A 21738-nucleotide genomic window follows, 5' to 3' on the forward strand; every position below is an offset into this window, starting at 1 on the left:
GGGTTCAGGAAACGTCGGACGTCGCGTAGACCTTCCCGACGAACTCGGCCAGCCGGCGTTCGTCAAGGTTGCGTGCCAGGTCGGCCTCGCTGATCATGCCGACCAGGCGGTGGTTCTCGATGACCGGCAGCCGCTTGACCTGGCGGTCCTCCATCTGATGCAGCACCTCGTCGACGCCGGCGCCGGCATCCACCCAGACCAGCTCACCCCTGGCCAGGTCGCGCACGCTGACCTGGCCGGGATCCCGGCCCTCGGCGATGCACCGCACGACGATGTCGCGGTCGGTGACGATGCCGTGCAGCCGGTCGTCCGCGCCGCAGATCGGCAGGGAGCCGACGCCGAGCTCGCGCATCTTCCGCGCGGCGGCCGCGGCGGTCTCGCCCTCGTTGACGCACTCGGCTCCCGGGTGCATGATGTCTCTCGCCCGCCGCTCATACTTCGCACGAAGCGCCTGCTCATGGTCGTCCAGAGCACGGAGCTTCCGGGCCACGGCCTCATGCGTCGCGTGGCCGGCGTGTTCGGCGTAGCTGGCCTTGCCGAGCTCGTACAGCAGCTTGTCACGCTGCCGCTGGGCTTTCGTCTCGTCTATCCGGGCCCGGCCCGTCGCCAGGCCACGCTTGGCGGACTCCATCATCTTGTCCAAGGGCATGATGTCCTCCTCTGGCGTACGTCAACGCAAGAGCCGACAACAGCTGTGCCCAGCCAACGCTACGTCGCCGACCCCGCTGACAGCACCTCCTCATCAGCCCACGGCGCAGCTCAGCCGACCGGATCAGCACACCGTGCTGCAACCGGCCGGGACCCGAGAGCCACGTCGTGCAGGGTCAGCCGGCCGGCTTGCGGATCTCGATGTTGGAGAACAGCACGGAGTACGGCGGCGGGGTTTCGGGCTTTGACTCCTGGAAGATGCCGAGGACGACGCGGCCCTTGTTGAACATGGTGTCGGTCAGGCTGCCGACGGGCTGGCCGTCCCGGGTGAAGGTGAGGTTCGGCCCGGCGGCGGTGATGCCGACCGTGGTCGCTTCGCCGTAGGCGATCGGGGTGGTGAGCGGAAACCGGCCGAGCTCCTTGATCGTGGCCGCGCCCGTGGCGCCGTGGGCCACCAGCGAGTACGCGTCGGCGCAGATGCGCAGCGCGTAGCCGGAGCCGTCGAAGCGGAACCAGACCGCGGCGCAGCTGCCCTCCTCGCGGAGCTTCACGTCGACGGTGGCGGTGAAGTCGGCGATGACGTCCTGCGGGCCGAGGCAGCGGTAGGAGCCGCCGGTGCTCCGGGTGACGATGAGCGCGCCCGCGAAGGTGCAGGAGGCGTTGTTGGGCTTGTCGTCCTTGGGGTGCCACAGTTTCTCGACGCTGAGCGGGTCGGCGATGATCACCGGGCCGAGGGGGTCGGCGGTGGCCGACGCGCTCTGGGCCACCGTGCTCGGTGCCGGCGACCGGCCGGCGGAACCGCTGGGCAGGTCGATCGCCCCGGACGCGATGCCGACGATGGTGAGCGACGTGACCAGCGCGGCGACCGCGACCACGACGAGCGCGGCCCGGCCCCACCGGCGGCCCCGGTCCGGCGGCGCCGACGTCAAAAGCGCCGATGTCGCAGGAGCCGACGTCGCAGGCGCCGGCGTTGCTGGTACCGGCGACGCCGAAGGACCGGGCGGCGGCGCGATCCGCGTGGTTTCGTTCGCGCCGAGGACGACGGCGGCGGTCTGGCCGGTTGCCTGGGCCTCCTCGGCGGCGACGAGCAGGTCCGGCTGGCGGGCCAGCGCCGCTGCCAGGTCGGGTGAGCGCGCCGGTCCCGGGCCGAGCAGCTGCTCCAGCAGCCCGCGGGCCGTCGGCCGATCGGCCGGGTCCTTGGCCAGGGCCTGCTCGACCAGCCCGCGCAGCATCCCGGACAGCCCGGTGAGGTCGGGCGGCGAGGTGAGGATGCGCGCGGCGACCACCGGTGCGGCGTCCGAGCCGAACGGGGTCCGGCCCGTGCCTGCGTACGCGATGACGGCGCCCCACGAGAAGATGTCCGCCGCCGGGGTGACGGGCGCGCTGCCGGCCCCCGCCGACCCGAACCGCTCCGGCGCCATGTAGGAGATGGTGCCGACGATCTGGTCGGTGCGGGTGTGCCCGCTGGTGCCCTGGACCGAGTAGGCGATACCGAAGTCGATGACCTTCGGGCTGCCGGCGGCGAGCAGCACGTTGTTGGGCTTGAGGTCGCGGTGGATGACGCCCGCGCCGTGGATCGCGGTGAGCGCGGTCGCGACCCCGATCGCGAGTCCGTGCAGGTTCGACTGGGACAGCGGGCCCTTGTCCCGCACGACGGTGGCGAGGCTCGGCCCGTCGACGTACTCGACGACGAAGTACGGCATCTCGTGGTCGGGGTCGGCGTCGAGGACCTCGGCGGTGCAGAACGGCGGCACCTGCCGGGCGCGGTCGACCTCGCTGCGGAACCTGCGGCGGAACTCCTCGTCGTCGGCGAGGTCGGTGCGGACCACCTTGATCGCGACCAGGAGGCCGTCGGGTGCCTGGGCGAGGTACACGGTGCCCATGCCGCCCTCGCCGAGGCGGCCGATCACCGCGTACCTGCCCAGGTGCCGGGGATCGCCCGGGCGGAGGGGCGATCCCGGTGATGGTGCCTGGTTGCCCGTCATCGCTGTGGTGCTCCCGCGGGTGTCGGCGTTGTGGTCGACGTGATTCTGCGCTTTGCGGTGGGCTCCCGGCGACCCTGAACCCGCAGATGCGCTGTCCCCGTATCACCGGCGGTGATGACCAGCGCCGATGCCGGGTCCGGCATCGGGGCGGTGCGGGCGCCGAGCTCCTCGATGACGGCCGCGATGCGGCGGGACGGCTTGCCGCCGGTGTCCGCGATCAGCTCGACGCCGTGCGCGGCGGCGAGTTCGGCACCGACGCGCAGCGCCGCCTCGCCGTCGGAACCGCCGGAACCACTGAAACCACCGGAACCACCGGAGCCGCCACCGGCCCGCACGAGCACCGCGCTCCACGACTGCGGCGGCTCCGTCACCACGGTGACCAGGGTCGGTCCGGCGGCGTCGAGCAGCGCCTGGTAACCGGCCTGGCCGGCGTCGACGACCAGGACGTCGGGCTCGGCGGTGCCGACCTGGGTGAGGATCTCCGCGGCCGGGTCGGCACTGAACCGGGCGAGCACGGGCGCCGCCGGTCCCCGCTGCCGCACCGGTGCAGCCAGATCGGCGAGCTCGGCCATGGACGACGTCATCGCGAGCAGATCACCGGACAGGCCGGTGCCGACCTCGACCCGGGCCTGCGTGTACGGCAGGACCCGGCTCAGGACGACCTCGGCCGGGTCACGGCGGGCGGCGATGTCGGTGGCGAGCGAGACCAGCGGTGCCGCCGCCGCGCCCGCGGGCACGAGCGCGAGCACGCGGTAGGCGCCGGCGCCGCCGAGCGCGGCCCGCTGCAGCTCCGCGGCGTCGCGCTCCACGGCCGACTTCGGGTAGATGACCGCGAGCAGCGGACCGGCCATCGCGGTCGTGACCAGAGCCATCACGACCATCAGCGAGAACAGCGACTCGTCGAGAATGCCCAGCTGCAGCCCGACCGTGAGGATGACGATCTCGGTGAGGCCGCGGGTGTTCATCAACGTGGCCAGCGCCCCGGCCCGGCGGGGCGCGATCCGGTTCAGCCGGGCGCCGAGGTACGCGCCGGCGAACTTCCCGGTGATCGCCACGGCCAGGATCAGCGCGAGGTCGGTCAGGCCGGACGCGCCCACAGTGGACAGATCGACGCGCAGCCCGGCGATGACGAAGAAGACCGGCAGCAGGAGCAGGACGCTGACCTGTTCGAGCCGTTCGAGGGTCTCGTGCCGCAGCTGCTCGCCACCGGCGCGGGGCATGACCGCACCGAACACGAACGCGCCGAAGATGGCGTGCACGCCGATCGCCTCGGTGGCCCAGCACGACAGCAGCAGGCCGGCGAGCATGATGCCGAGGATGTCCGGGGTGAGCCGGCCGGCCCGGTCGCGGGCGGTCAGCAGCCGGCGCAGCAACGGCCGGACGACGAGGAACATCACCAGCGCATACGGCACGGCGAGCAGGATCTGCCACGGCACGTCACCGCCGCCGGCGCCGAACGCGACGACGCCGGCCAGCAGTGTCCAGGCAAGGATGTCGTCGACCGCGCCGCTGGCGAGGGCGAGCCCGCCGACCTCGGTGCGCAGCATGTCCCGGTCGGTGAGGATGCGGGCCAGCACCGGGAACGCGGTCACCGACATCGCCGCGCCGATGAACAGGGCGAAGGGCGCCACGTCCGTGACGCCGTGGTGGCCGGCCAGCCACAGCGCCAGCAGGATGCCCATGCCGAGCGGCAGCACGACCGAGCCGATGGACACCGACACGGCGGCCCGCCGGCGGCCGCGGACCGCGGCGAGGTCGACCTCATAGCCGACGATGAACATGAACAGCACCAGGCCGACGTTGGCGAGCCCGGCCAGGGCGCTGCGGATGTCCATCGGGAACAGCAGGTCGCTGACGGTGGTGCCGAACAGGGACGGCCCGATCAGCACCCCGGCGAGGATCTCGCCGATGACGGCCGGTTGCCCGAGCTTGCGGGCGATCGCCCCCAGGAGACGGGCCAGCAGCATGATGGCGGCGAGCCCGAGCAGCAGCTGCCCGACGGCGTGCGCGGTCATGCCGTCACCTCCGCTGCGCTCCGGCGCCGCCCTGACCGAAGAACTGCGCCCATGATGACCGGCTCCTCGCTCCGCTGCGGGCCGGTCATGCCAGCCCGTCGATCCGGGTGGCGACCGTGGCCGCGGACGGGCGCTCCCCCGCCGGGGCGAGGCAGTCGCGGACGAGGGCGGCGACGGGCCCGGGGAGCCGGTCGCTGAGCTGCGGCGGCACCGACAGGACCCGCCGCAGCGCGAGCAGGCCGTCGCCGGCGGGCAGGTCGCCGTGCACGCCGGTGCCGGCCACGACCCGGTGCAGCATGACGCCGAGCGACCACACGTCGGTGGCCGGCACGCTGCGACCGCCCATGAGGACGGCCGGGTCGATGTACTCGACCGAGTCGAGCGGCCCCATCCCGGTGATGGTGACGCCCTCGGCGAAGACCTGCGCCAGCCCGAGGTCGGACAGCTTGCCGCCCTGCGGGTGCAGCAGCACGTTGCCGGGTTTCAGGTCGCGGTGCACGATGCCGGCCGCGTGCAGGGCGGCGGCCGCCCGGGCGGCGTCGGCGACGGCCCGCAGCGCCTCGGCGGTCGTCACCGGCTGCGCGGGCGCGGCCAGCGAACCGGCCGGGAAGTACTCCATCGAATAGTAGAAGCTGCCGTCCTGCTGGCCGGCGTCGAACGGCGCGACCAGGTGCGGGGACTGCACGGTGCTGAACGCGGTCAGCTCCCGCACCGCGCGCCGGAACGCGGTGTCGGTGGACTCGGCCGACAGCACCTTGACGGCGACATACTCGACGTCGACCGGCAGCCGCTGCGGGCGCCGGGCAAGGAAGAACTGCCCGTTGTTGCCGGAGCCCAGCGGCCGGACGAACTCGTAGTCGGCTATGCCGTGCATCTGCGCGGCGCTCCCCTCTGGGTTCCAGGTCATGGGTTTCACGGGCTTCACGGATTGCGGTGCGACTCGTACCGCAGCCAGCGGCGTCCGAAGAGGACCTTCGAGCCGGGCCGCAGCACCGTCGAGTCGCCGGGTGGCACGCGGTGCGCCTCCGCCTCGCCGGGTGCCTGCAGGTAGGTGCCGTTGGCGGAGCCGAGGTCGACGACCCGCACCTCCCAGCCGGCGAGCTTGACCCGCAGGTGTCGGCGGGAGATGCCGCCGTGCGAGTCGGCGATGCGCAGCGGGCGCGCCCGCCGGGCGAGCACGTCGGGGTCCTGCGCGGGTTCGCGGCCGACGACGTAGTCGGTGTCGACCCGCAGCGTCATCCCGTTGTCCAGCAGCAGCACGCCCAGCGGCGGCCGCGGCCCGAGCCGGGTCACGTGCGTCACCTGCAGCATCCCGATCCCGCACCGCTGGCAGAACCGCAGCCCGGGATCGTTGAAGTGGCCGTTCTTGCAGTCCACACCCTCGATCAGGGCGACAGTGTCGACCACCGGCACGTCGTCTGGCGGCGGCACGGGCTGCCCGGGCAGCAGCAGCACCGACTGGAACGGCGCACCCTTGTCCTCAGCTCGGGCCGGCGGCGGAGCCGGTTGCGGCCGCGCGAACCGGGCCGTGAGACCCGCACCGGTGACCACGCCGGCGCCGAGGCGGGCGTACGGATGCGCGGCACCCGCACCGGGTAGCGCCAGGCGCAGCCGCGAGACCGGACCGGCGACCTGCCGCTGCTGCGGCGCGGGACCGGACAGCCGGACCTCCTCGTGCGGGCCGGCCAGCTCGGCCGCGCCGTGCCCGCAGACGAACACCGCGACACCGCCGTCGCCGGTCATCCCGCCCACGGCGCAGCTGAGCTCGCCGGCCGGCAGCAGCTCCGCGGTGTGCCGGGCCAGGTCGGCGCCGTCGCCGCCGTCGGCCGCCACCCGGTCGAGCAGTGCCAGCAGTTCCTCGCAGCCGGCCGGCTCGCACACGACGAACAGGTCACCGGCCCTGGCCACCAGACCGTTGCCCGGCAACGGTTGCACCATCGGCGCGCTCACGTGAGCCGCCCACCGCGGAAGCGCCAGCGCAGGAACGGCACCCGCATCGGCCCGTTCGCGGCCAGCCACACGGCGACCCAGACCACGGCGAAATGCACGACGAACGCCGCGAGCGGAGGCGCCGCCGCGATCCCGGGGACCAGCTCCGCGTCCAGCAGCAGCCAGAGCACGATCGCCTCCGGTACCCCCGACAACAGGCCGAACAACGACGGCCAGTCCTTCTCCCAGCGGAACTGCATGAGCAGGTGATAGAGCAGTTCCCAGCCGATGCCGAGGACGGCGACGGCGGCGAGCACGATGAACGTCGTGCGGTAGCGGTCCGCGAGTGCGCCGTCCCCCGGCAGCACCGGGGTGAGCAGGGCGGTCACCGCCGAACCCACGATCGCGAGCAGGAAGATCCGGGTCTGGATACGACCCAGCAGAATCGGCACCATCGGTTGTCTCCGTCCCCTTCAGACCGGTCGTCCGAGCACCCAGCGCACCCATTGCGCCGTGGAGCGGACCGGGCCGATCCGCCGGCACCAGCCGCGGCGGGCCAGGTCGTCGGCGATCTCCTGGGCGGCGACCTGCAGGCCCAGGAACGTGTCCACGCCGGGGAAGTAGCCGCCGAGCGTGGTCGCGCCGGACGCGTAAAGCGCGCCGTCGCCGCTCGCGGTGCCCTTCACCTCGAAGTGCCGCTCGACCTCGAGGCGGCCGAGCGGGTTACGGCCGGCGCCGCCGTGCTCCAGCAGGTCGGCGAGGACCCGGTGCTCGGCGATGTCGGCCTCCAGGCCGGTGCAGTCGATGATGTAGTCGGCGCGGATCTCCTGGCTGCCGGCGTCGCCGTCGACCAGGCTGACGAGCGTGCCGTCGGTGTCCGGCCACACCTTCTGGACCGTGCCCTGCGACGCGCGGTACCAGCCCTCGACCCGGCCCTTGCGCATCTGCTGCTGCCAGCGGCGGCGTTTCGGCGTGTTCGTTCCGCCCATCTCGCGGTACAGCGCGGCGCGTTCCTCCCCGTCGAGACGCCGCATCCGCGCCTTCAGCTGCCCGCCCCACACCGACTTCGGATAGTTGAATCCCTGGTACGCGAAGCCGTCGCCGCCCTTGCGGCGCGCCCACAGGTGCGGGCCGTGTGCGCCGGTCACGAACGTGCGGAACAGGTGCACGACCGTGGTCTGCAGCCCGTGCCGCTCCCGGTCGTCCATCAGCCGCTGCAGCACCCGCGACGCGACGATCCCGCCGCCGCGCACGAGGACCGTGCCCGGCCGGGTCTTGAGGAACTCGTACACGTGCTCGTGCGGCTCGTACGCGTTGACGACGCGCTGGAAGTCGCTGTGCTGCTCCCGGTACGCCTGCAGGTCCGGCAGGAACCGCAGCCCCGGATACCCGACGGCGAGATGCACGAACCGGGACCGGTAGGCGACCCGCTTCGTGGGTCCGCTGCCCGCCGGCGGGGTGAGGATCGTGAAGTAGCCGCCCTGCTCGCGCCGCCGGACCAGCCGGACGACTCCGGTGACGCGCATCTGCTCGTACCCGATCCGCGCCGACTCCCGCCGCATTCCGGCAAACACGTCCCCGGCCCGCGGGGTCCAGTAGTCCGCGAACAGCGGCTCACCGAGGACGTGCACCAGCGGCCGCAGCGTGCGGTCCCGCCAGGCCTCGCTCAGCGCGTACGACGGGAAACCCCAGATGTTGTCGGGCCGCGACGACGAGTCGGACCGGATCCGCTCCCGCTCCGGGATCTGTGACACCCGGGTCAGGTATTGGTAGGTCTGCCAGGGATGGTCGATGTTGGACAGGACGCGGATATCCGACACCGGCACCCCCGCGATCCGCAGGTAGTCGACGGTCACGAACGACCCGATGCCCCCACCGACGGAGACGAACGGCACGTCGACAACCGGTATGCCCGCGGCCTCCACCATGGCGTCCGACCATGTGGCGGCACCCAGCAGCGCAGGCGTCAGCTCGCCAGCTTGCATTCGCATCCCCCGATCCGTGTGCACATACGGATAGCACACGGACACAAACGCTGCGGTACCTCTTCCCGGTTGGAGCCTTCCGCCCCCGGTGCCCGGCGCACCGCCGCCTGCGCCGCGACGGTGGGCATCGATGACCTCAGGGCCGGCGGGGTCGTGGCAGCCGTCCGAGGAGGAACTGGACGCGGTCCCCTTGCAGGAGATCCCGGTGCCGGCCGCGGAGCTCTTCGCCAGGTTGTGGAGCCCGGCAGGACCGCTGGACGTCGCGGCGACCGGGTCACCGCCGGCGACTCGGCATCTGACAGGTCGGGCTGGACGGGAGAGCCGACGGCGGGACTTGAACCCGCAACCTTCCGATTACAAGTCGGGTGCGCTACCAATTGCGCCACGTCGGCTGGTGGGCTGATCCTACCGGGCCGGGCGGGGGGCTTGCCTCCGACATACGGGTCGGGCGGGTTGGCATCAAAGTGGGCAAAAGGGGCTGGCGACCTTGGCAGAGCGGTGAACGGCGCCTAGTGTTACGGGAACTCTGGGTGTGCAGTGACGCTGCCTGGGGCTTCTACTCGGATCGTCCGGCACGTTCCTGCCGGTGGAAGGTGGCACTCTGTCATGGCTACGGTCACGTACGCGAAAGCGTCCCGGATCTACCCGGGGACGCAGCGTCCCGCTGTTGACCAGCTGAACCTTGAGATCGGGGACGGCGAGTTCCTGGTGCTCGTCGGGCCGTCCGGCTGCGGTAAGTCAACGTCGCTGCGCATGCTCGCAGGGCTTGAGGACGTGGACGCGGGCGACATCCTGATCAACGACCGCAACGTCACGCACCTGCCGCCCAAGGCTCGTGACATCGCGATGGTGTTCCAGAACTACGCGCTGTACCCGCACATGACGGTGTACGAGAACATGGCGTTCGCGCTGAAGCTGCGCAAGACGCCGAAGCACGAGATCGACCGGCGGGTGAAGGAAGCCGCGGCGATGCTGCAGCTGGAGGACTACCTCGGCCGTAAGCCGAAGGCGCTGTCCGGTGGTCAGCGGCAGCGTGTCGCCATGGGCCGCGCGATCGTGCGTGAGCCGCAGGTCTTCCTCATGGATGAGCCGCTGTCGAACCTCGACGCGAAGCTGCGTGTGCAGACGCGTTCGCAGATCGCCACGCTGCAGGCGAAGCTCGGCATCACCACCGTGTACGTCACGCACGACCAGGTCGAGGCCATGACCATGGGTCACCGGGTCGCCGTGCTGCTGGATGGCGTGCTGCAGCAGGTCGACAGCCCGCGTGCGCTGTACGACCGCCCGGCCAACGTCTTCGTCGCGGGCTTCATGGGCTCGCCGGCGATGAACATCAAGACGGTGCCGCTGACGGAGAAGGGCGGCCGCTTCGGCGACGTCACGCTGCCGCTGACCCCGCAGCAGATCTCCGCGGCGCAGGCCGACGGTGGCGGCAACCGCGTCACGGTCGGGTTCCGCCCCGAGGACACGGACCTGGTCGGGCCGAACGACGGTGGCATCCCGATCACCGTCGACCTGGTCGAGGAGCTGGGCTCGGACGCGTACGTGCACGGCACCGTCGCGCTCGACGGCCAGGACGAGCGCTTCGTCGTCCGCGCCGACCCGCGCCGCACGCCGCGCCTGACGGAGATCGTGTACGTCCGGCCGCACGTCAACACGCACCACGCGTTCAACGCCAACACGGGCCTGCGCATCTGAGCTGAGCCACAAAGAAAAGGCCGCCTCCACCGGAGGCGGCCTTTTCCATGGTCAGGAAGACGCGAACCGCCAGACCTGGAACTTGCCCTCCGAGGCGCACAGGATCACGGAGGCGTTCCACGAGCAGCTCAGGCCGATCGCTTTCGACGACAGCGGGCCCAGGGCGATCCGCTCGCCGGAGGACGACGTGACCCCGACGAGCGAGATGTCGTAGGCGGAGGAAGCGCTCAGGGTGCCGGTGAAGAACATCAGGCTGCCGGCGGTGACGCGGACGCCGTAGGACGTCTTGTCCTCGTTGCGCAGCAGCTGCTTGCCGTCGTAGGAGAGCAGCACGCTGGCGGGCTCGTCCCCGTCGGTGGCGAACACCTGGCGACCGGCGGGGACGAGGACCGTCGAGCCGGGCGCCGGAGCCTCCCAGACCTGCTTCTTCTCGGCGACGGAGATGGCGCGGACCTTGTTCTCCTTGCCGCCGGACGGGCCGTCGATGAGGCACAGCCGGTCGTCGGCGCACGGCGCCATGTCGACGATCTGGACCTTGTCGTTGGAGAAGCTGTAGATCTGCGCCGGCTGACCGGAAGCGGTCAGGTCGTAGACGCTGACCTTGTACTTGGTGCTGCCGCCCGCGACGAACAGCTTGTCCTCGTGGGCGAGGTACTTGGCGCCGTACTCGCCGATGTTGTTCCAGCTGCGGATCTCAGTACCGTCGGAGGCCTTGATGAGGCGGATCGTGTCGTCGCCGTCGACGCTGACGAGGTCGTCGCGGGCCTTCATGTCGCGGACGGCGGGCGCGCCGCCGAAGTTGCTCGGGCCGCGGAGATCGGTGTTCCTGGTCTGGCTGTAGATGGCGGAGCCCTTGGGGTTGTCGGGCCGGCTCCAGCTGTCCTTGCCGGCCCAGGTGACCGTCTCGATCTTCTTCCCCTCGTACCGGTGGATCGCCAGCACCGGGCCGAGACCGTAGAGCACGTCGTAGGAGTTGAACGGGGCGTCCCAGAGCTTCTTGCCGCTCTTCCAGTCCAGCAGGAACATCTTGCCGGGGTCCGAGCCGGTGGCGGTGACGACGATGCCGCCCTGGTACGCCGCGAGGCCCCACTTGCTGTAGTCGCCGTCGAGGGTGACCTTCGCCCAGGCGGCCTTCATGCCGTCGAGGTCGATGGCCTGGACGAAGAACTGCTTGTCGACCTGCCAGCCGATGACGGCGCGCTCGTTGAGCGTGACCGACAGCGTGGCGTCGATCTTCGAGGGGTCGTCCATCTCGAACGACTTCCCGGCCTTCAGGGTGGCGAAGTCGACGGCGGTGTTGCCGTCGCGGAAGAACCAGAACCAGCCGCCGGCGGCCACGAGGGCGAGCACGACGACCGCGGCGACGACCGCGGCGAGCAGGCCGCGGCGGGAACGGCGCGGAGCGGCAGGAGAGGGGACGGGGATCGACCCGGTCGGCGGGGCGCTGGCACCGTACTGGCCGGGCGGGATGACCTGCGCCGCCGACATCGGCAGGCCCGACGTGGGCGCGCCACCCGACGTCGGCGCCCTGAATCCGGGCGAAACCGGGGAGGCGGGCGAGCCACTGAAGGCACCGGTCGAAGGATGCGCCGGAGAGCCGGTCGTGAAACCCGTCGGGCTGGCGCCGTAGCCGGTCGCGGAGGTCACCTCGGCGCCGCCGAACCCCACCTGCGCGGGCGGCGGCGCCACCTCGGCCAGCGCCCCTTCGGCGACGGGAAGCTCCGGCTGCTCCAGTACAGTCGGCGCGATCCCCAACTGAGCATGCAACTGCCTCGCCGCCAGCGGCAGCCGGGACGATCCCCCGACCAGGAACAGCCCGGCGAGCTGGTCGCCCCGCAGGCCCGCGGACGCGATCACCGATCCGGTCTCCCAGACAGCGCGGTGGATCAGCGGCCCGACGACCCGGTCCAGCTCCTCGCGCGTGAGGTGGATCGCCTGGTCCGCGCCGGGCACGGTGATCGGCGCGACGGTGGAGCGGGACAGCATCTCCTTCGCGCCGCGGATGTCGTCCCAGAACAGCCGGCGGTCGCGGCGCTGCGTCGTCGTCATCGGGTTGCGCAGCGCGTCCCAGGTCGCGGGCGCGAACCCGGCGATGACCTGCCCGAGGTGCTCGACCAGCGCCGCGTCGATGTCGAGGCCGCCGAGGTCCTCGACGCCGCCGGAGCCGATGACGGTGAAGCGGCCGTTGTCGTTGCGGACGACGGCGATGTCGAGCGTGCCGCCGCCGAAGTCGAACACGGCGAGGGCGGAGCCGACAGGGACCGGGCGGCGCAGTACATCGGCGAAATAACGGGCGGCGGCCACCGGCTCCGGGACCAGCATGACCGGCGGCCAACCCGCGCGGCGGGCGGCGGTGGCGAGGGTGTCGCGGCGGCGGGTGCCCCACGCGGCCGGGTGGGTCAGGACCGCGGTGGGCAGGAACCCGACCGCCTCCACGGCCGCGCGGGCGACGGCGGCGAGGATGGCGGCGAGCAGGTCGACGGTCGGGATCTCGCGGTCGCCGAGCAGGACGGTCGGCTCGTCGATGCGGCGCTTCGGGTTGGGCTCGAAGCGCGACGGGTCGAGCCCCGCGAGCCGGGCCGCGTCGCGGCCGACGTGCAGCCTGCCGTGCTCGTCGACGTACACCCCGGACGGCATGATCGGCGCGCCGTCGACCAGCAGCGGCCGCGTGCGGCCGTCGGGCCAGCGCACCACGGCCACCGTGTTGGACGTGCCGAGGTCGACACCGATCCCGAAGCCCTGCTGAGGCTCATTCACCGGCCCATCCTAGGTGCGCCGCCAAATCGTTCGTTCAGCCTGACATCGCGGCTGGTGCCGCCGCTCGTCACGGTCGCGGCGCGGGCGATGGGGTGTGCAGTGCGCTGAGCTCGGCGAGGGCGGCGCGGATGCACGCCGGGAAGTCCGGCGAGTCGGTGATCCACTGCTCGAACGCCACCTTGAAGACCGCCACACCGAGCTCGGCGGCGAGGGCGGCGGCGACGGGCGGCACGCCCCGGTCGCGGAGCGCCGCGGCCGCCGCGGTGCCGAGGGTGGCGAGTTTCAGCAGCTCACGCTCGTGCAGGCTGGGGGTGGCGGCGATGATGGCGGCCCGCTGGCGGGCGAAGTCGCGGCGGTCCTGCATCGCAACAGCCGCGCGTTCCATGGCGGCGCCGACGACGTCGAGCGGCCCGTCGGAAGCCGGAGCGGCGGCGATCGCGGCGACGACCGTCTCCTGTAGGGCCCCGGAGCCGTCGAACAACACTTCGCGCTTGTCGGCGAAGTGGCGGAAGAACGTGCGCTCCGTGACGCCGGCGCGCTGGGCGATGTCGGCGACGGTGGTCTGTTCGTAGCCGCGTTCGGTGTACAGCGCGAGCGCCGCCAACATGAGGCGTCCCCGCGCGTCCGGCTCCCAGCGTGCCATAGCTCACGAGTCTAGTGATGACAGCTTCTGACATCACGCGCTATGGTCGGTGATGTCAGCGACTGACATCGTCCACAGGAAGGCACCATCATGCGCATCTTCGTCACCGGAGCCACGGGCTGGATCGGATCGGCCGTCGTCCCCGAGCTCATCGCCTCGGGCCACGACGTCGTCGGCCTCGCCCGTTCTTCTCAACAAGCCGCCGCGCTGCACGACAAAGGCGTCGAGGCACTGAACGGCAGCCTCGACGACCTCGACAGCCTCCGGGCCGGCGCCGCGAACGCCGACGCCGTCGTGCACCTCGCGTTCAAGCACGACTTCACCGACTACGCCGGCGCCGGGCGGACCGAGCGGGCCGCCATCACCGCCCTCTGCGAGACCCTGACCGAGGGCCAGCCGTTCCTCTTCGCGTCCGGCGTCGCGCTCATCACGCCCGGCCGGGTCGCGACCGAGCACGACCAGAACCCCACCAGCGGCCCGGACGCCCCTCGCGGCGGCGCCGAGCAGCTGGCGTTCGAGTTCGCCGCAAAGGGCGTCCGCAGCGTCTCGCTCCGCTTCGCCCCGACCGTCCACGGCGCCGGCGACCACGGGTTCGTCGCCGAGCTGGTGCGGGTCGCCCGCGAGCGGGGCGTCTCGTCGTACGTCGGCGACGGCACCAACCGATGGCCCGCAGTGCACCGTTTCGACGCCGCAGCCCTGGTACGGCTGGCGCTCACCGCACCCGCCGGCGCCATCGTGCACGCGGTCGACGAGGAGGGCGTGCCGGCCCGGGACATCGCCACGGCGATCGGCGACGGCCTCGGACTGCCGGTCGCACCCGCCGCCGCCGAGGAGCTCGGCTGGATCGGCCGGTTCTTCGCCGCCGACATCCCCGCGTCCAGCACCGTCACCCGGGAGCTGCTGGGCTGGCAGCCGACCCACCCCGGCCTGCTCGAGGACCTGGCGGCCGGCCACTACTTCCGTGCAGCTTCGTGACGATCGCCGACATGTAGCCGGCGACGGTGCCCGCGGCCAGGCCGAGGCGGGTCGCGACGGTCGCGACGGGCAGGCCGGCGGCGACGAGCTCCAGCACCTGCCGCTCCTTCGCGCTCAACCCCTTCGCGCTCAGATCAGTCGCGGCGAAGTGGTCCAGCATCCGACGGGCGACGCCGGGGCCGAAGAAGGCGCGCCCGGCCGCGACCGCCGCGATCCCGTGGCAGATCTCGTCCTGCGTGGCGCCTCTGACGAGGTACCCGCGGGCGCCGGCCCGCATCGCGTCGAAGACCTGTGCCGCACCGTCGGACATGCTCAGCACCAGCACGGCGGTGCGGGAGACCAGGGCGTCGAGGCCGGTCAGGCGCAGGTCCATGACGAGCACGTCCGGCTGGGCGGCGGCCACGGCCTCGGCCGCCTCCCGGCCGGTCGCCACCGAAGCGACCATGTCGACGCCGGGCAGCGCCGCGAACAGGGCACGACTCTCGGCATGCTCAGCGGCGACGGCCACGCGGATCACGGAACCAAGCCTAAGCCGTAGCAGAGCGCTTGACGGCACACAAGATCATGGACCCTGACGGATTGCTGACTCGGCCGCGGCGAACAAACCCGCGGGGAGGCGCATCGAACCCTGCGACACCGAAACAACAACCGTTCAGGGAGCCCATCATGCGTACCAAGGCCATCACCGCGATCGTCGCCGCCGCCCTCCTGCTGTCCGCGTGCACCACGTCGCCCGAGCGCAAGGACGGCGACGCCGCACCGGCCGCCGCCACGAAGCCCGCCACCGCCGCGCCGACGTCGGCCACCACGTCGGAGGCCGCGCCGGCCGCCACCAAGACCAGCGCCGCCACCACCACGACGCTGGTGCTCGGCCCGCAGGGGTACGGCGCGCTCCGGCTCGGCATGACCCGGGAGCAGGCCGTCGCCACGGGGCTGCTGACCGCGTTCGACGACTCCGGTTGCGCCCAGGCGTTCATCAAGGGCCGACCGGCGGGCCAGGGCAGGGTCTTCCTGTCCCCGGACCGGGGCATCGCCGCGATCCAGGCGTGGCCCACGCTGTCGACGGCCGAAGGGCTGCGGGCCGGCATGTCCGTCACCGAGGCGCGCGGCCTGTACCCGAACTGGACCATCGTCGACGGCACGCTCACCCAGGGCCGGCACTTCGCCAAGGTGCCCAGCAACGACAAGGCCGTCTTCCGGATCGCGACGGTCGACAACAAGGTCGCGGACGTGACCCTGCAGCTGGCGAACCAGAACTGCTACGAGTAGGCGGACAGCCGCAGGCCGGCCAGCACCTCGTCGGTCCGGTCCGCGGCGCCCACCTGCCTGACCTGCACGTACACCCCGTAGCCGCGGGCGGAGAGCAGCACCTCGCTGTAGGAGACAGGTCCGGCGCAGGACGTCCAGCGCCGGACCTGCGCCTGTGTGCCGGCGACGGCCACGGTGCGGTCCGGCTGCCGGACGCAGGGGGCGGCGTGCCCGGGCAGCGTGGGCGCCGGGCCGCCGGTGGTGAAGGCGCCCGCGAAGACGCCGGGCAGCGCCCTCGCCGGGTCCGCCCAGGCGACGACGTCGGTCGTCACCACGAGGCCCGGGGCGCGATCGCTGCGCAGCCCGAGCATCGCCGGGTCCCAGCCCGCGTCGCGCAGTTGGCCCGCCCAGGCCGGCGGCACCGCGATCGACAGCACGCCGTCGGCGTCGTGCACCCGCACCCAGCCCGGCGGCGGCCCGCCCGCGGCGGCGGAGCCCGCGCTGCCTGCCAGTACAGCTGCCACGGCGGCAACCAGCGTCGCCGACCGCCAGACCTTGTGCCGCCGGGTGGTCCGCCCGATCGAGTCGACGGCCGACCGCAGCTCGGCGGAGAGCTCGGCCGCCGACGCGAAGCGCTTGCGCGGGTCGGGGTGCAGCGCCCGGCGCACGATGTCGTTGACCGGGCTCTTACCGGCGATCCGCTCGCCCGCGGTGGGCGGGCGGCCGGTGAGCATGTGGAACAGCGTCGCGCCGACCCCGTAGACGTCGGCCCGCACGTCCAGCCCGCCGCCGAGCCGCGCCTGCTCGGGTGCCGCGTAGCCCGGCGTGCCGGCGGCGATCGTGAAACCCGAAGCGGTCGCCAATGCCTTGGCCAGGCCGAGGTCCGCGACCAGGACCCGGTCCCGGCCGGGCGCGGGCTGGAACAGCACGTTGGACGGCTTCAGGTCACGGTGCAGCACCCCGGCCGAGTGCAGCTCCGCCACGGCGTCGGCGATGTCGGCCGCGACCAGCAGCGCCTCCTCGACCGGCAGCGGCCCGCCGGCGAGCCTGTCGGCGAGGGTGCCGCCGGCCGCGAACGGCATCACGAGATACGGGCGGCCGTCCGGCAGCTCGCCGACGTCGAGGACCCGGACCAGCAGCGGGGAGTCGGCCCGCCGCATGATGCGCCCCTCCTCCTCGAACCGCGCCCGCAGGTCCGAGTGGTACGTCCAGTTGTCCGCCAGCACCTTGATCGCCACGGATGCGTCGAGCGCGTCGTCGGCCCCGAGCCACACGGTCGCGAACGCCCCGGACCCGATGCGCCGCAGCACGCGGTATCGACCGATATTGTCAGGCACTGGCACGCCGCAATTATCGGCCATGGAGGGCTTCGTTGACCGACATCGAACAGCTCGCGGCGCGCGCCGCGACCGGCGACACGGCCGCGCGTGACGCGCTGCTGGCCGGCATCGCCCCGCAGGTCATGCGCCAGTGCCAGCGCATCCTGCCCTGCCGCCAGGACGCCGAGGAGGCGTGCCAGGACGCGCTGCTCCAGGTCGCGATGAAGATCACCACGTTCGACGCCCGGTCGCGCTTCTCCACGTGGCTGTACGTGGTGACCGCGAACTGCGCCCGGCAGACGTACCGCAGCCTCAAGCGCCGGGCGAGTGAGCAGTCGACCCCGCAGCTGCCCCTCGACGCCGCCGACCCCCGCACGACGAGCGTCATCGCCGGGTCCCGCCTGGATCTGCTGGACGCCCTCGAGCAGCTGGAGGCGCACCGGTCCGAGCTGGTCGGCCCGCTGGTGCTCCGTGACCTGTGTCAGCTGTCGTACGAGGAGATCGCCGCCCACCTCGACATTCCGGTCGGCACCATCAAGTCCCGCATCCACGACGCCCGCCGCCACGTGCGAGCCTCGCTCTCATAGGTGGGTCATCGTGCCCAGTTTGAGGTTCGCGCAGCCGCGCACACTCTGGTTCTCGTCGTGGAGCAGCTCACGCAGGGCCGCCCTCGCCGTCTCCACCTGAGCGGCGGTGGCGGGCGGTCCGGGCCGCTGGCGCGGTGACCGCCAGGTGGGCACGACCAGCTGCGCGACGGCAAGGCTCAGCACCTCGCGGACCAGCACCGACGGGTCGTGCCGGGAGCGTGACCATGCTCTCCAGCGCCGCGAGGTCGCCGTAGTACCCGAGACACAGCAGCGCCGAGCTGCGCAGGCCCGGATCCGGGTCCCGCAGCATGCGGACCATCGCCGGCAGCGCGCGCTCGTCGCCGTGCAGCTCGGACAGCGCGCCGAGGGCCGTCCCCCGCACCCGCCGGTCCTCGTCGTGCAGCGCGGCGTCGAGCAGCTCGAAGTCGCCGGGCGTGGCCAGGTGCTCCAGCGCCCACAGTCCCGCACACCGCAGGTCGCGGTGCCGCTCGGCGGCGAACGACAGCACCGTCGGCCGGCACCCCGCCGGGTCGGCCGCCATGAGCCCCGCGAGGGTCGCCTGGAGCCCCTCCCACTCGTGCTGGACCGGCCGCGCGACCGCCCGCAACAGCAGCGGAAACGCCCGCGTGCCGCGAATTCCGGCCAGGATCTCGGCGAGAAGCTCGACCCCTTCGTGGTCCTCGTCGTCCAGGCACCGCTCCAGCGCCGCCTGCACCGGCGGCACGAGGCTGAGGTCCCCGCTCGCCGCGAGTTCCTGGACGGCACCCGGCCGGAGCCTGACGGTGATGTCGTCGACGCTCGCCAGTACATCCGCCAACGCCGCCTGCATGTCGGCCATGGCGCGAACATTAGCGCCCGGCGCTGTAGGGTCGCGCGATGAGTGAGCAGGGGTTCGTGTGCCGGGGCTGCGGCCAGCGCCATGGCGGGATGCCGTTCTCCTACGGGGCGGTCGCCCCGCAGGTGTGGAGCGACGACTACGCCGGCGACGAGAGCAGCACGCTCGAGGACGAGCTGTGCATCATCCAGGCCGAGCACTTCTTCGTCCGGGCCCGCATCGTCATCCCCGTGCTCGACGCCGACACCGACTTCGACTGGGGCGTCTGGGTGTCGCTCAGCAGGGCCAACTTCGAGCGGTCGCTGGAGCTGTGGACGACGCCGGGCCGGGAGCAGGAGCCGCCGTACTTCGGCTGGCTGTCCACCGAGATCCCCGTGTACGAGCCGACGACGCTGAGCCTGAAGACCCACGTGCACACCCAGCCGGTCGGCAGCCGCCCGCGGGTCGAGCTCGAGGCGACCGACCACCCCCTGGCCGTCGAGCAGCGCGACGGCATCACACGCGACCGCGTCCAGGAGTTCGCCGAGCTGCTCCTGCACCCGTAGCCGCCGGATCGGTGGGGCGCCCTTTCCTGGGCACCCCACCTTGCGGCGCTACTGGGTGCGGCGGCGGTTGACCTCGGCGAGGGTGACCGCGGCGGCGACCGACGCGTTCAGTGACTCGATGTCGGAGACCATCGGGATCGAGACCTTCAGGTCGCAGGTCTGGCCCACGAGGCGGGACAGGCCGCGGCCCTCCGAGCCGACCACCACGACCAGCGGGCCGACGGCGGCCTCCAGGTCGTACAGGGAGGTGGCGCCGTCGGCGTCGAGGCCGGCGACCATGAAGCCCTCGTCCTGACAGGCCTTCAGGGACCTGGTCAGGTTCGTCACCTGGGAGACCTTGACCCTGGCGGCGGCGCCGGCGCTGGTGCGCCACGCGGTGGCCGTGATCGCCGCCGACCGGCGCTCGGTGAGGAACACGCCCTGGGCGCCGAACGCCGCGGCGGAGCGGATGATCGCGCCGAGGTTGCGGGGGTCGGTGATGCCGTCGAGGGCGATCAGCAGCGGCGCCGTGTGCTCCTTGGCGGCGGCGAGCAGGTCGTCGAACGGCTCGTACGCGAACGGCGGCACCTGCAGGCCGAGGCCCTGGTGCAGCACGCCACCGGTCATCCGGTCGAGCTCGGCGCGGGTGACCTCGAGGATCGCGATGCCGCGCTCGGCGGCGGTGCGGACCGCCTCCTTGACGCGCTCGTCCATGTCGATGCCGAGGGCGACGTACAGCGCGGTGGCCGGCACGTGGGTGCGCAGGGCCTCGACAACTGGGTTGCGGCCGACGAGCAGCTCCGGCCCGTCCTTCGGCTGCGACGACTTCCGACCGGGCGAGACGCGCGGCGTGGACCGTGCCCCCGCCGAGGTCGGCTTCGAGGCACCGAACGGCCCCTTGCCGGCGGTGCGCTTCGTGCCGGGCTGGCCGATCTTCGGGGCCCGGCCCTGGGCGGCCGCCGCGCGCAGCTCGTTGGCCTGCTTGCGGGCGGTCTTCTGGGGAAGCTCCTCGTCGCCGCTGTACCCCTTGTGCCAGGGGCGCTCGTCCGCGGGCAGGGTGCGCCCGCGGCCCGTCAGGGACTGCCGGTTCTTCCCACCGGAGCCCTTGGCGGCGCCCTTCTTCGAGACGACCCGCTTGCCGCGGCGTTCAGAATTGCCTGGCATTGTTCTCAGCTCTCCAACGTCCATCGTGGACCGGCCGGGGTGTCCTCCACCGCGATACCGGCGTGCTTCAACTGGTCCCGCACCGCGTCGGCGGCGGCCCAGTCCTTGCGGCCGCGGGCCGCGGTGCGCTGCTCCAGTGCGAGCGCCACCAACGCGTCGACCACCCGCGTCAGGTCCCCGGCCTGCGTGTCGCTCCACTGGGCGTCCAGCGGGTCGAGCCCGAGCACGTCCAGCATGGCCCGCACCGTGGCGAGGGCCGCCGACACGGCCGCCGAATCGCCGGCCGCCAGAGCGGTGTTCGCGTCCCGTACGACATCGTGCAGGACGGCGAGCGCGCGCGACGTGTTCAGGTCGTCGTCCATCGCCTCGACGAACGCGTCGGGCAGCTCCGACAGTTCGCCGGGGCCGACCAGCTCCACCGCGCGGGTCACGAAGTTCTCGACGCGGCGGAACGCGGCGGCGGCCTCCTCGAGCGCCTCCTGCGAGTAGTCGATCACCGACCGGTAGTGCGGCGCCAGCAGGTAGTACCGCACCTCGACCGGGCGCAGGCCGGCCTCGACCAGCGCTTCGAGGTTGATCACGTTGCCGAGCGACTTGGCCATCTTCGACCCGCCGAGGTTCAGCAGCGCGTGATGCACCCAGTACCGGGCGAACGGGTGCCCGGCGGCGTGCGACTGGGCGACCTCGTTCTCGTGGTGGGGGAACTTCAGGTCCAGCCCGCCGCCGTGGATGTCGAACTCGATGCCGAGGTACCGCCAGCACATGGCCGAGCACTCGATGTGCCAGCCCGGCCGGCCGGTCCCCCACGGCGACGGCCAGTTGGCCTCGGCCGGCTCCTCGGGCTTGGTGCCCTTCCACAGCGCGAAGTCCCGCGGGTCCTTCTTCGCCCGCTCCGGCCCGTCCGTGGCGGGCTCCATGTCGTCGGGCCGCTGCCCGGACAGCGCGCCGTACTCGGCGTGCGAGCGCACGTCGAAATACACGTCGCCGCTGCCGTCCGTCGCCGGGTACGCGTGACCGCGGTCGATGAGCAGCTGGATCAGCTCGTGCATCTCGGTGATGTGCCCGGTCGCCCGCGGCTCGTAGGTCGGGGGCAGCACGCCGAGCTTCAGGTAGGTCGCCGACAGCAGCCGCTCGTTGGCATACGCGACGGCCCAGAACGGCTTGCCCTGCTCCTCCGCCTTGACCAGGACCTTGTCGTCGATGTCGGTGATGTTGCGGATGAACGTGACGGCATACCCCGAGCGCAGGAACCAGCGCCGCAGCACGTCGTAGTTCACCCCGGAGCGCAGGTGGCCGATGTGCGGCCCGCCCTGCACGGTGAGCCCACACAGGTAGATACCGACCTGCCCGGGCGTCATCGGGACGAAGTCCCGGACCGATCGGGTCGCGGTGTCATACAGGCGTAGGGTCACGGATGCAAGAGTAA

The 21738-nt window shown here is 72.3% G+C and carries 19 protein-coding genes and 1 tRNA gene; 5 read left to right on the forward strand and 15 right to left on the reverse strand.

Annotation, left to right across the window (positions count from 1 at the left end; genetic code table 11):
- Positions 1 to 4 precede the first annotated feature (4 nt).
- The 8 genes from AB0I21_RS38620 to AB0I21_RS38655 form a co-directional block, all read right to left on the reverse strand.
- Positions 5 to 649 carry a CBS domain-containing protein gene (locus AB0I21_RS38620; RefSeq protein WP_360568654.1) on the reverse strand — a complete coding sequence of 215 codons (645 nt, stop codon included), beginning with the start codon at positions 647 to 649 and terminating at the stop codon, positions 5 to 7.
- Between the two features lie 175 nt (positions 650 to 824).
- Entirely contained in the window at positions 825 to 2558 is a 1734-nt protein-coding gene (locus tag AB0I21_RS38625) for a serine/threonine-protein kinase (RefSeq protein ID WP_360568655.1), read from the reverse strand.
- A gap of 71 nt (positions 2559 to 2629) precedes the next feature.
- Entirely contained in the window at positions 2630 to 4648 is a 2019-nt protein-coding gene (locus AB0I21_RS38630; RefSeq protein ID WP_360568656.1) for a cation:proton antiporter, read from the reverse strand.
- Between the two features lie 85 nt (positions 4649 to 4733).
- The gene (locus tag AB0I21_RS38635; protein ID WP_360568657.1) at positions 4734 to 5555 is read right to left on the reverse strand and encodes a protein kinase; all 822 of its coding nucleotides are present in this window, start codon (positions 5553 to 5555) and stop codon (positions 4734 to 4736) included.
- 14 nt (positions 5556 to 5569) lie between these two features.
- Complete coding sequence (locus AB0I21_RS38640) at positions 5570 to 6586, reverse strand: FHA domain-containing protein (RefSeq protein ID WP_360568658.1); 1017 nt, start codon at positions 6584 to 6586, stop codon at positions 5570 to 5572.
- A gap of 8 nt (positions 6587 to 6594) precedes the next feature.
- Positions 6595 to 7032 (reverse strand): hypothetical protein, encoded by a 438-nt coding sequence (locus AB0I21_RS38645; RefSeq protein WP_360568659.1) that lies wholly within the window; start codon positions 7030 to 7032, stop codon positions 6595 to 6597.
- 18 nt (positions 7033 to 7050) lie between these two features.
- Positions 7051 to 8568, reverse strand: a complete 1518-nt coding sequence (locus AB0I21_RS38650) for a hypothetical protein (protein WP_360568660.1) — start codon at positions 8566 to 8568, stop codon at positions 7051 to 7053.
- Between the two features lie 313 nt (positions 8569 to 8881).
- Positions 8882 to 8954 (reverse strand) — tRNA-Thr (locus AB0I21_RS38655).
- 214 nt (positions 8955 to 9168) lie between these two features.
- Here AB0I21_RS38655 and ugpC point away from each other — a divergent pair.
- Complete coding sequence (gene ugpC / locus AB0I21_RS38660) at positions 9169 to 10260, forward strand: sn-glycerol-3-phosphate ABC transporter ATP-binding protein UgpC (protein WP_360568661.1); 1092 nt, start codon at positions 9169 to 9171, stop codon at positions 10258 to 10260.
- A gap of 51 nt (positions 10261 to 10311) precedes the next feature.
- On the opposite strand, the gene AB0I21_RS38665 is transcribed toward ugpC, so the two are convergent.
- Together AB0I21_RS38665 and AB0I21_RS38670 are read right to left on the reverse strand one after the other, a co-directional pair.
- Complete coding sequence (locus tag AB0I21_RS38665; protein ID WP_360568662.1) at positions 10312 to 13017, reverse strand: Hsp70 family protein; 2706 nt, start codon at positions 13015 to 13017, stop codon at positions 10312 to 10314.
- Positions 13018 to 13084: 67 nt separating this feature from the next.
- The gene (locus AB0I21_RS38670) at positions 13085 to 13660 is read right to left on the reverse strand and encodes a helix-turn-helix domain-containing protein (RefSeq protein ID WP_360568663.1); all 576 of its coding nucleotides are present in this window, start codon (positions 13658 to 13660) and stop codon (positions 13085 to 13087) included.
- A 90-nt stretch (positions 13661 to 13750) separates the two neighbouring features.
- On the opposite strand from AB0I21_RS38670, the gene AB0I21_RS38675 reads away from it, so the two are divergent.
- Entirely contained in the window at positions 13751 to 14635 is an 885-nt protein-coding gene (locus AB0I21_RS38675; protein WP_360568664.1) for an SDR family oxidoreductase, read from the forward strand.
- Here AB0I21_RS38675 and AB0I21_RS38680 read toward each other — a convergent pair.
- Positions 14547 to 15152 carry a response regulator transcription factor gene (locus AB0I21_RS38680; protein ID WP_360568665.1) on the reverse strand — a complete coding sequence of 202 codons (606 nt, stop codon included), beginning with the start codon at positions 15150 to 15152 and terminating at the stop codon, positions 14547 to 14549. The two genes, AB0I21_RS38675 and AB0I21_RS38680, sit on opposite strands and share 89 nt — an antisense overlap.
- A 149-nt stretch (positions 15153 to 15301) precedes the next feature.
- Here AB0I21_RS38680 and AB0I21_RS38685 point away from each other — a divergent pair, with 149 nt between their 5' ends.
- Positions 15302 to 15904, forward strand: coding sequence for a hypothetical protein (locus AB0I21_RS38685; RefSeq protein ID WP_360568666.1), 603 nt, complete (start codon positions 15302 to 15304; stop codon positions 15902 to 15904).
- Here AB0I21_RS38685 and AB0I21_RS38690 read toward each other — a convergent pair.
- The gene (locus AB0I21_RS38690) at positions 15895 to 17226 is read right to left on the reverse strand and encodes a serine/threonine-protein kinase (RefSeq protein ID WP_360568667.1); all 1332 of its coding nucleotides are present in this window, start codon (positions 17224 to 17226) and stop codon (positions 15895 to 15897) included. The two genes, AB0I21_RS38685 and AB0I21_RS38690, sit on opposite strands and share 10 nt — an antisense overlap.
- A gap of 29 nt (positions 17227 to 17255) precedes the next feature.
- Here AB0I21_RS38690 and AB0I21_RS38695 point away from each other — a divergent pair, with 29 nt between their 5' ends.
- On the forward strand, positions 17256 to 17789 hold the full coding sequence (locus AB0I21_RS38695) for a sigma-70 family RNA polymerase sigma factor (protein WP_360568668.1): 534 nt from the start codon (positions 17256 to 17258) through the stop codon (positions 17787 to 17789).
- A 67-nt stretch (positions 17790 to 17856) separates the two neighbouring features.
- Here the strand turns inward: AB0I21_RS38695 and AB0I21_RS38700 are convergent, their stop codons facing one another.
- Entirely contained in the window at positions 17857 to 18627 is a 771-nt protein-coding gene (locus AB0I21_RS38700; protein ID WP_360568669.1) for a HEAT repeat domain-containing protein, read from the reverse strand.
- A gap of 38 nt (positions 18628 to 18665) precedes the next feature.
- Between AB0I21_RS38700 and AB0I21_RS38705 the strand changes: the two genes are divergently transcribed.
- Positions 18666 to 19169 carry a DUF2199 domain-containing protein gene (locus AB0I21_RS38705; protein ID WP_360568670.1) on the forward strand — a complete coding sequence of 168 codons (504 nt, stop codon included), beginning with the start codon at positions 18666 to 18668 and terminating at the stop codon, positions 19167 to 19169.
- Positions 19170 to 19217: 48 nt separating this feature from the next.
- Here the strand turns inward: AB0I21_RS38705 and rlmB are convergent, their stop codons facing one another.
- Both rlmB and cysS read right to left on the reverse strand, forming a co-directional pair.
- Positions 19218 to 20312 (reverse strand): 23S rRNA (guanosine(2251)-2'-O)-methyltransferase RlmB, encoded by a 1095-nt coding sequence (gene rlmB, locus AB0I21_RS38710; RefSeq protein WP_360568671.1) that lies wholly within the window; start codon positions 20310 to 20312, stop codon positions 19218 to 19220.
- A gap of 5 nt (positions 20313 to 20317) precedes the next feature.
- Positions 20318 to 21724 carry a cysteine--tRNA ligase gene (cysS, locus tag AB0I21_RS38715; protein ID WP_360568672.1) on the reverse strand — a complete coding sequence of 469 codons (1407 nt, stop codon included), beginning with the start codon at positions 21722 to 21724 and terminating at the stop codon, positions 20318 to 20320.
- Between the last annotated feature and the right edge of the window lie 14 nt (positions 21725 to 21738).

It is taken from the genome of Dactylosporangium sp. NPDC050588 (assembly GCF_040654975.1).
GTDB lineage: Bacteria > Actinomycetota > Actinomycetes > Mycobacteriales > Micromonosporaceae > Dactylosporangium > Dactylosporangium maewongense.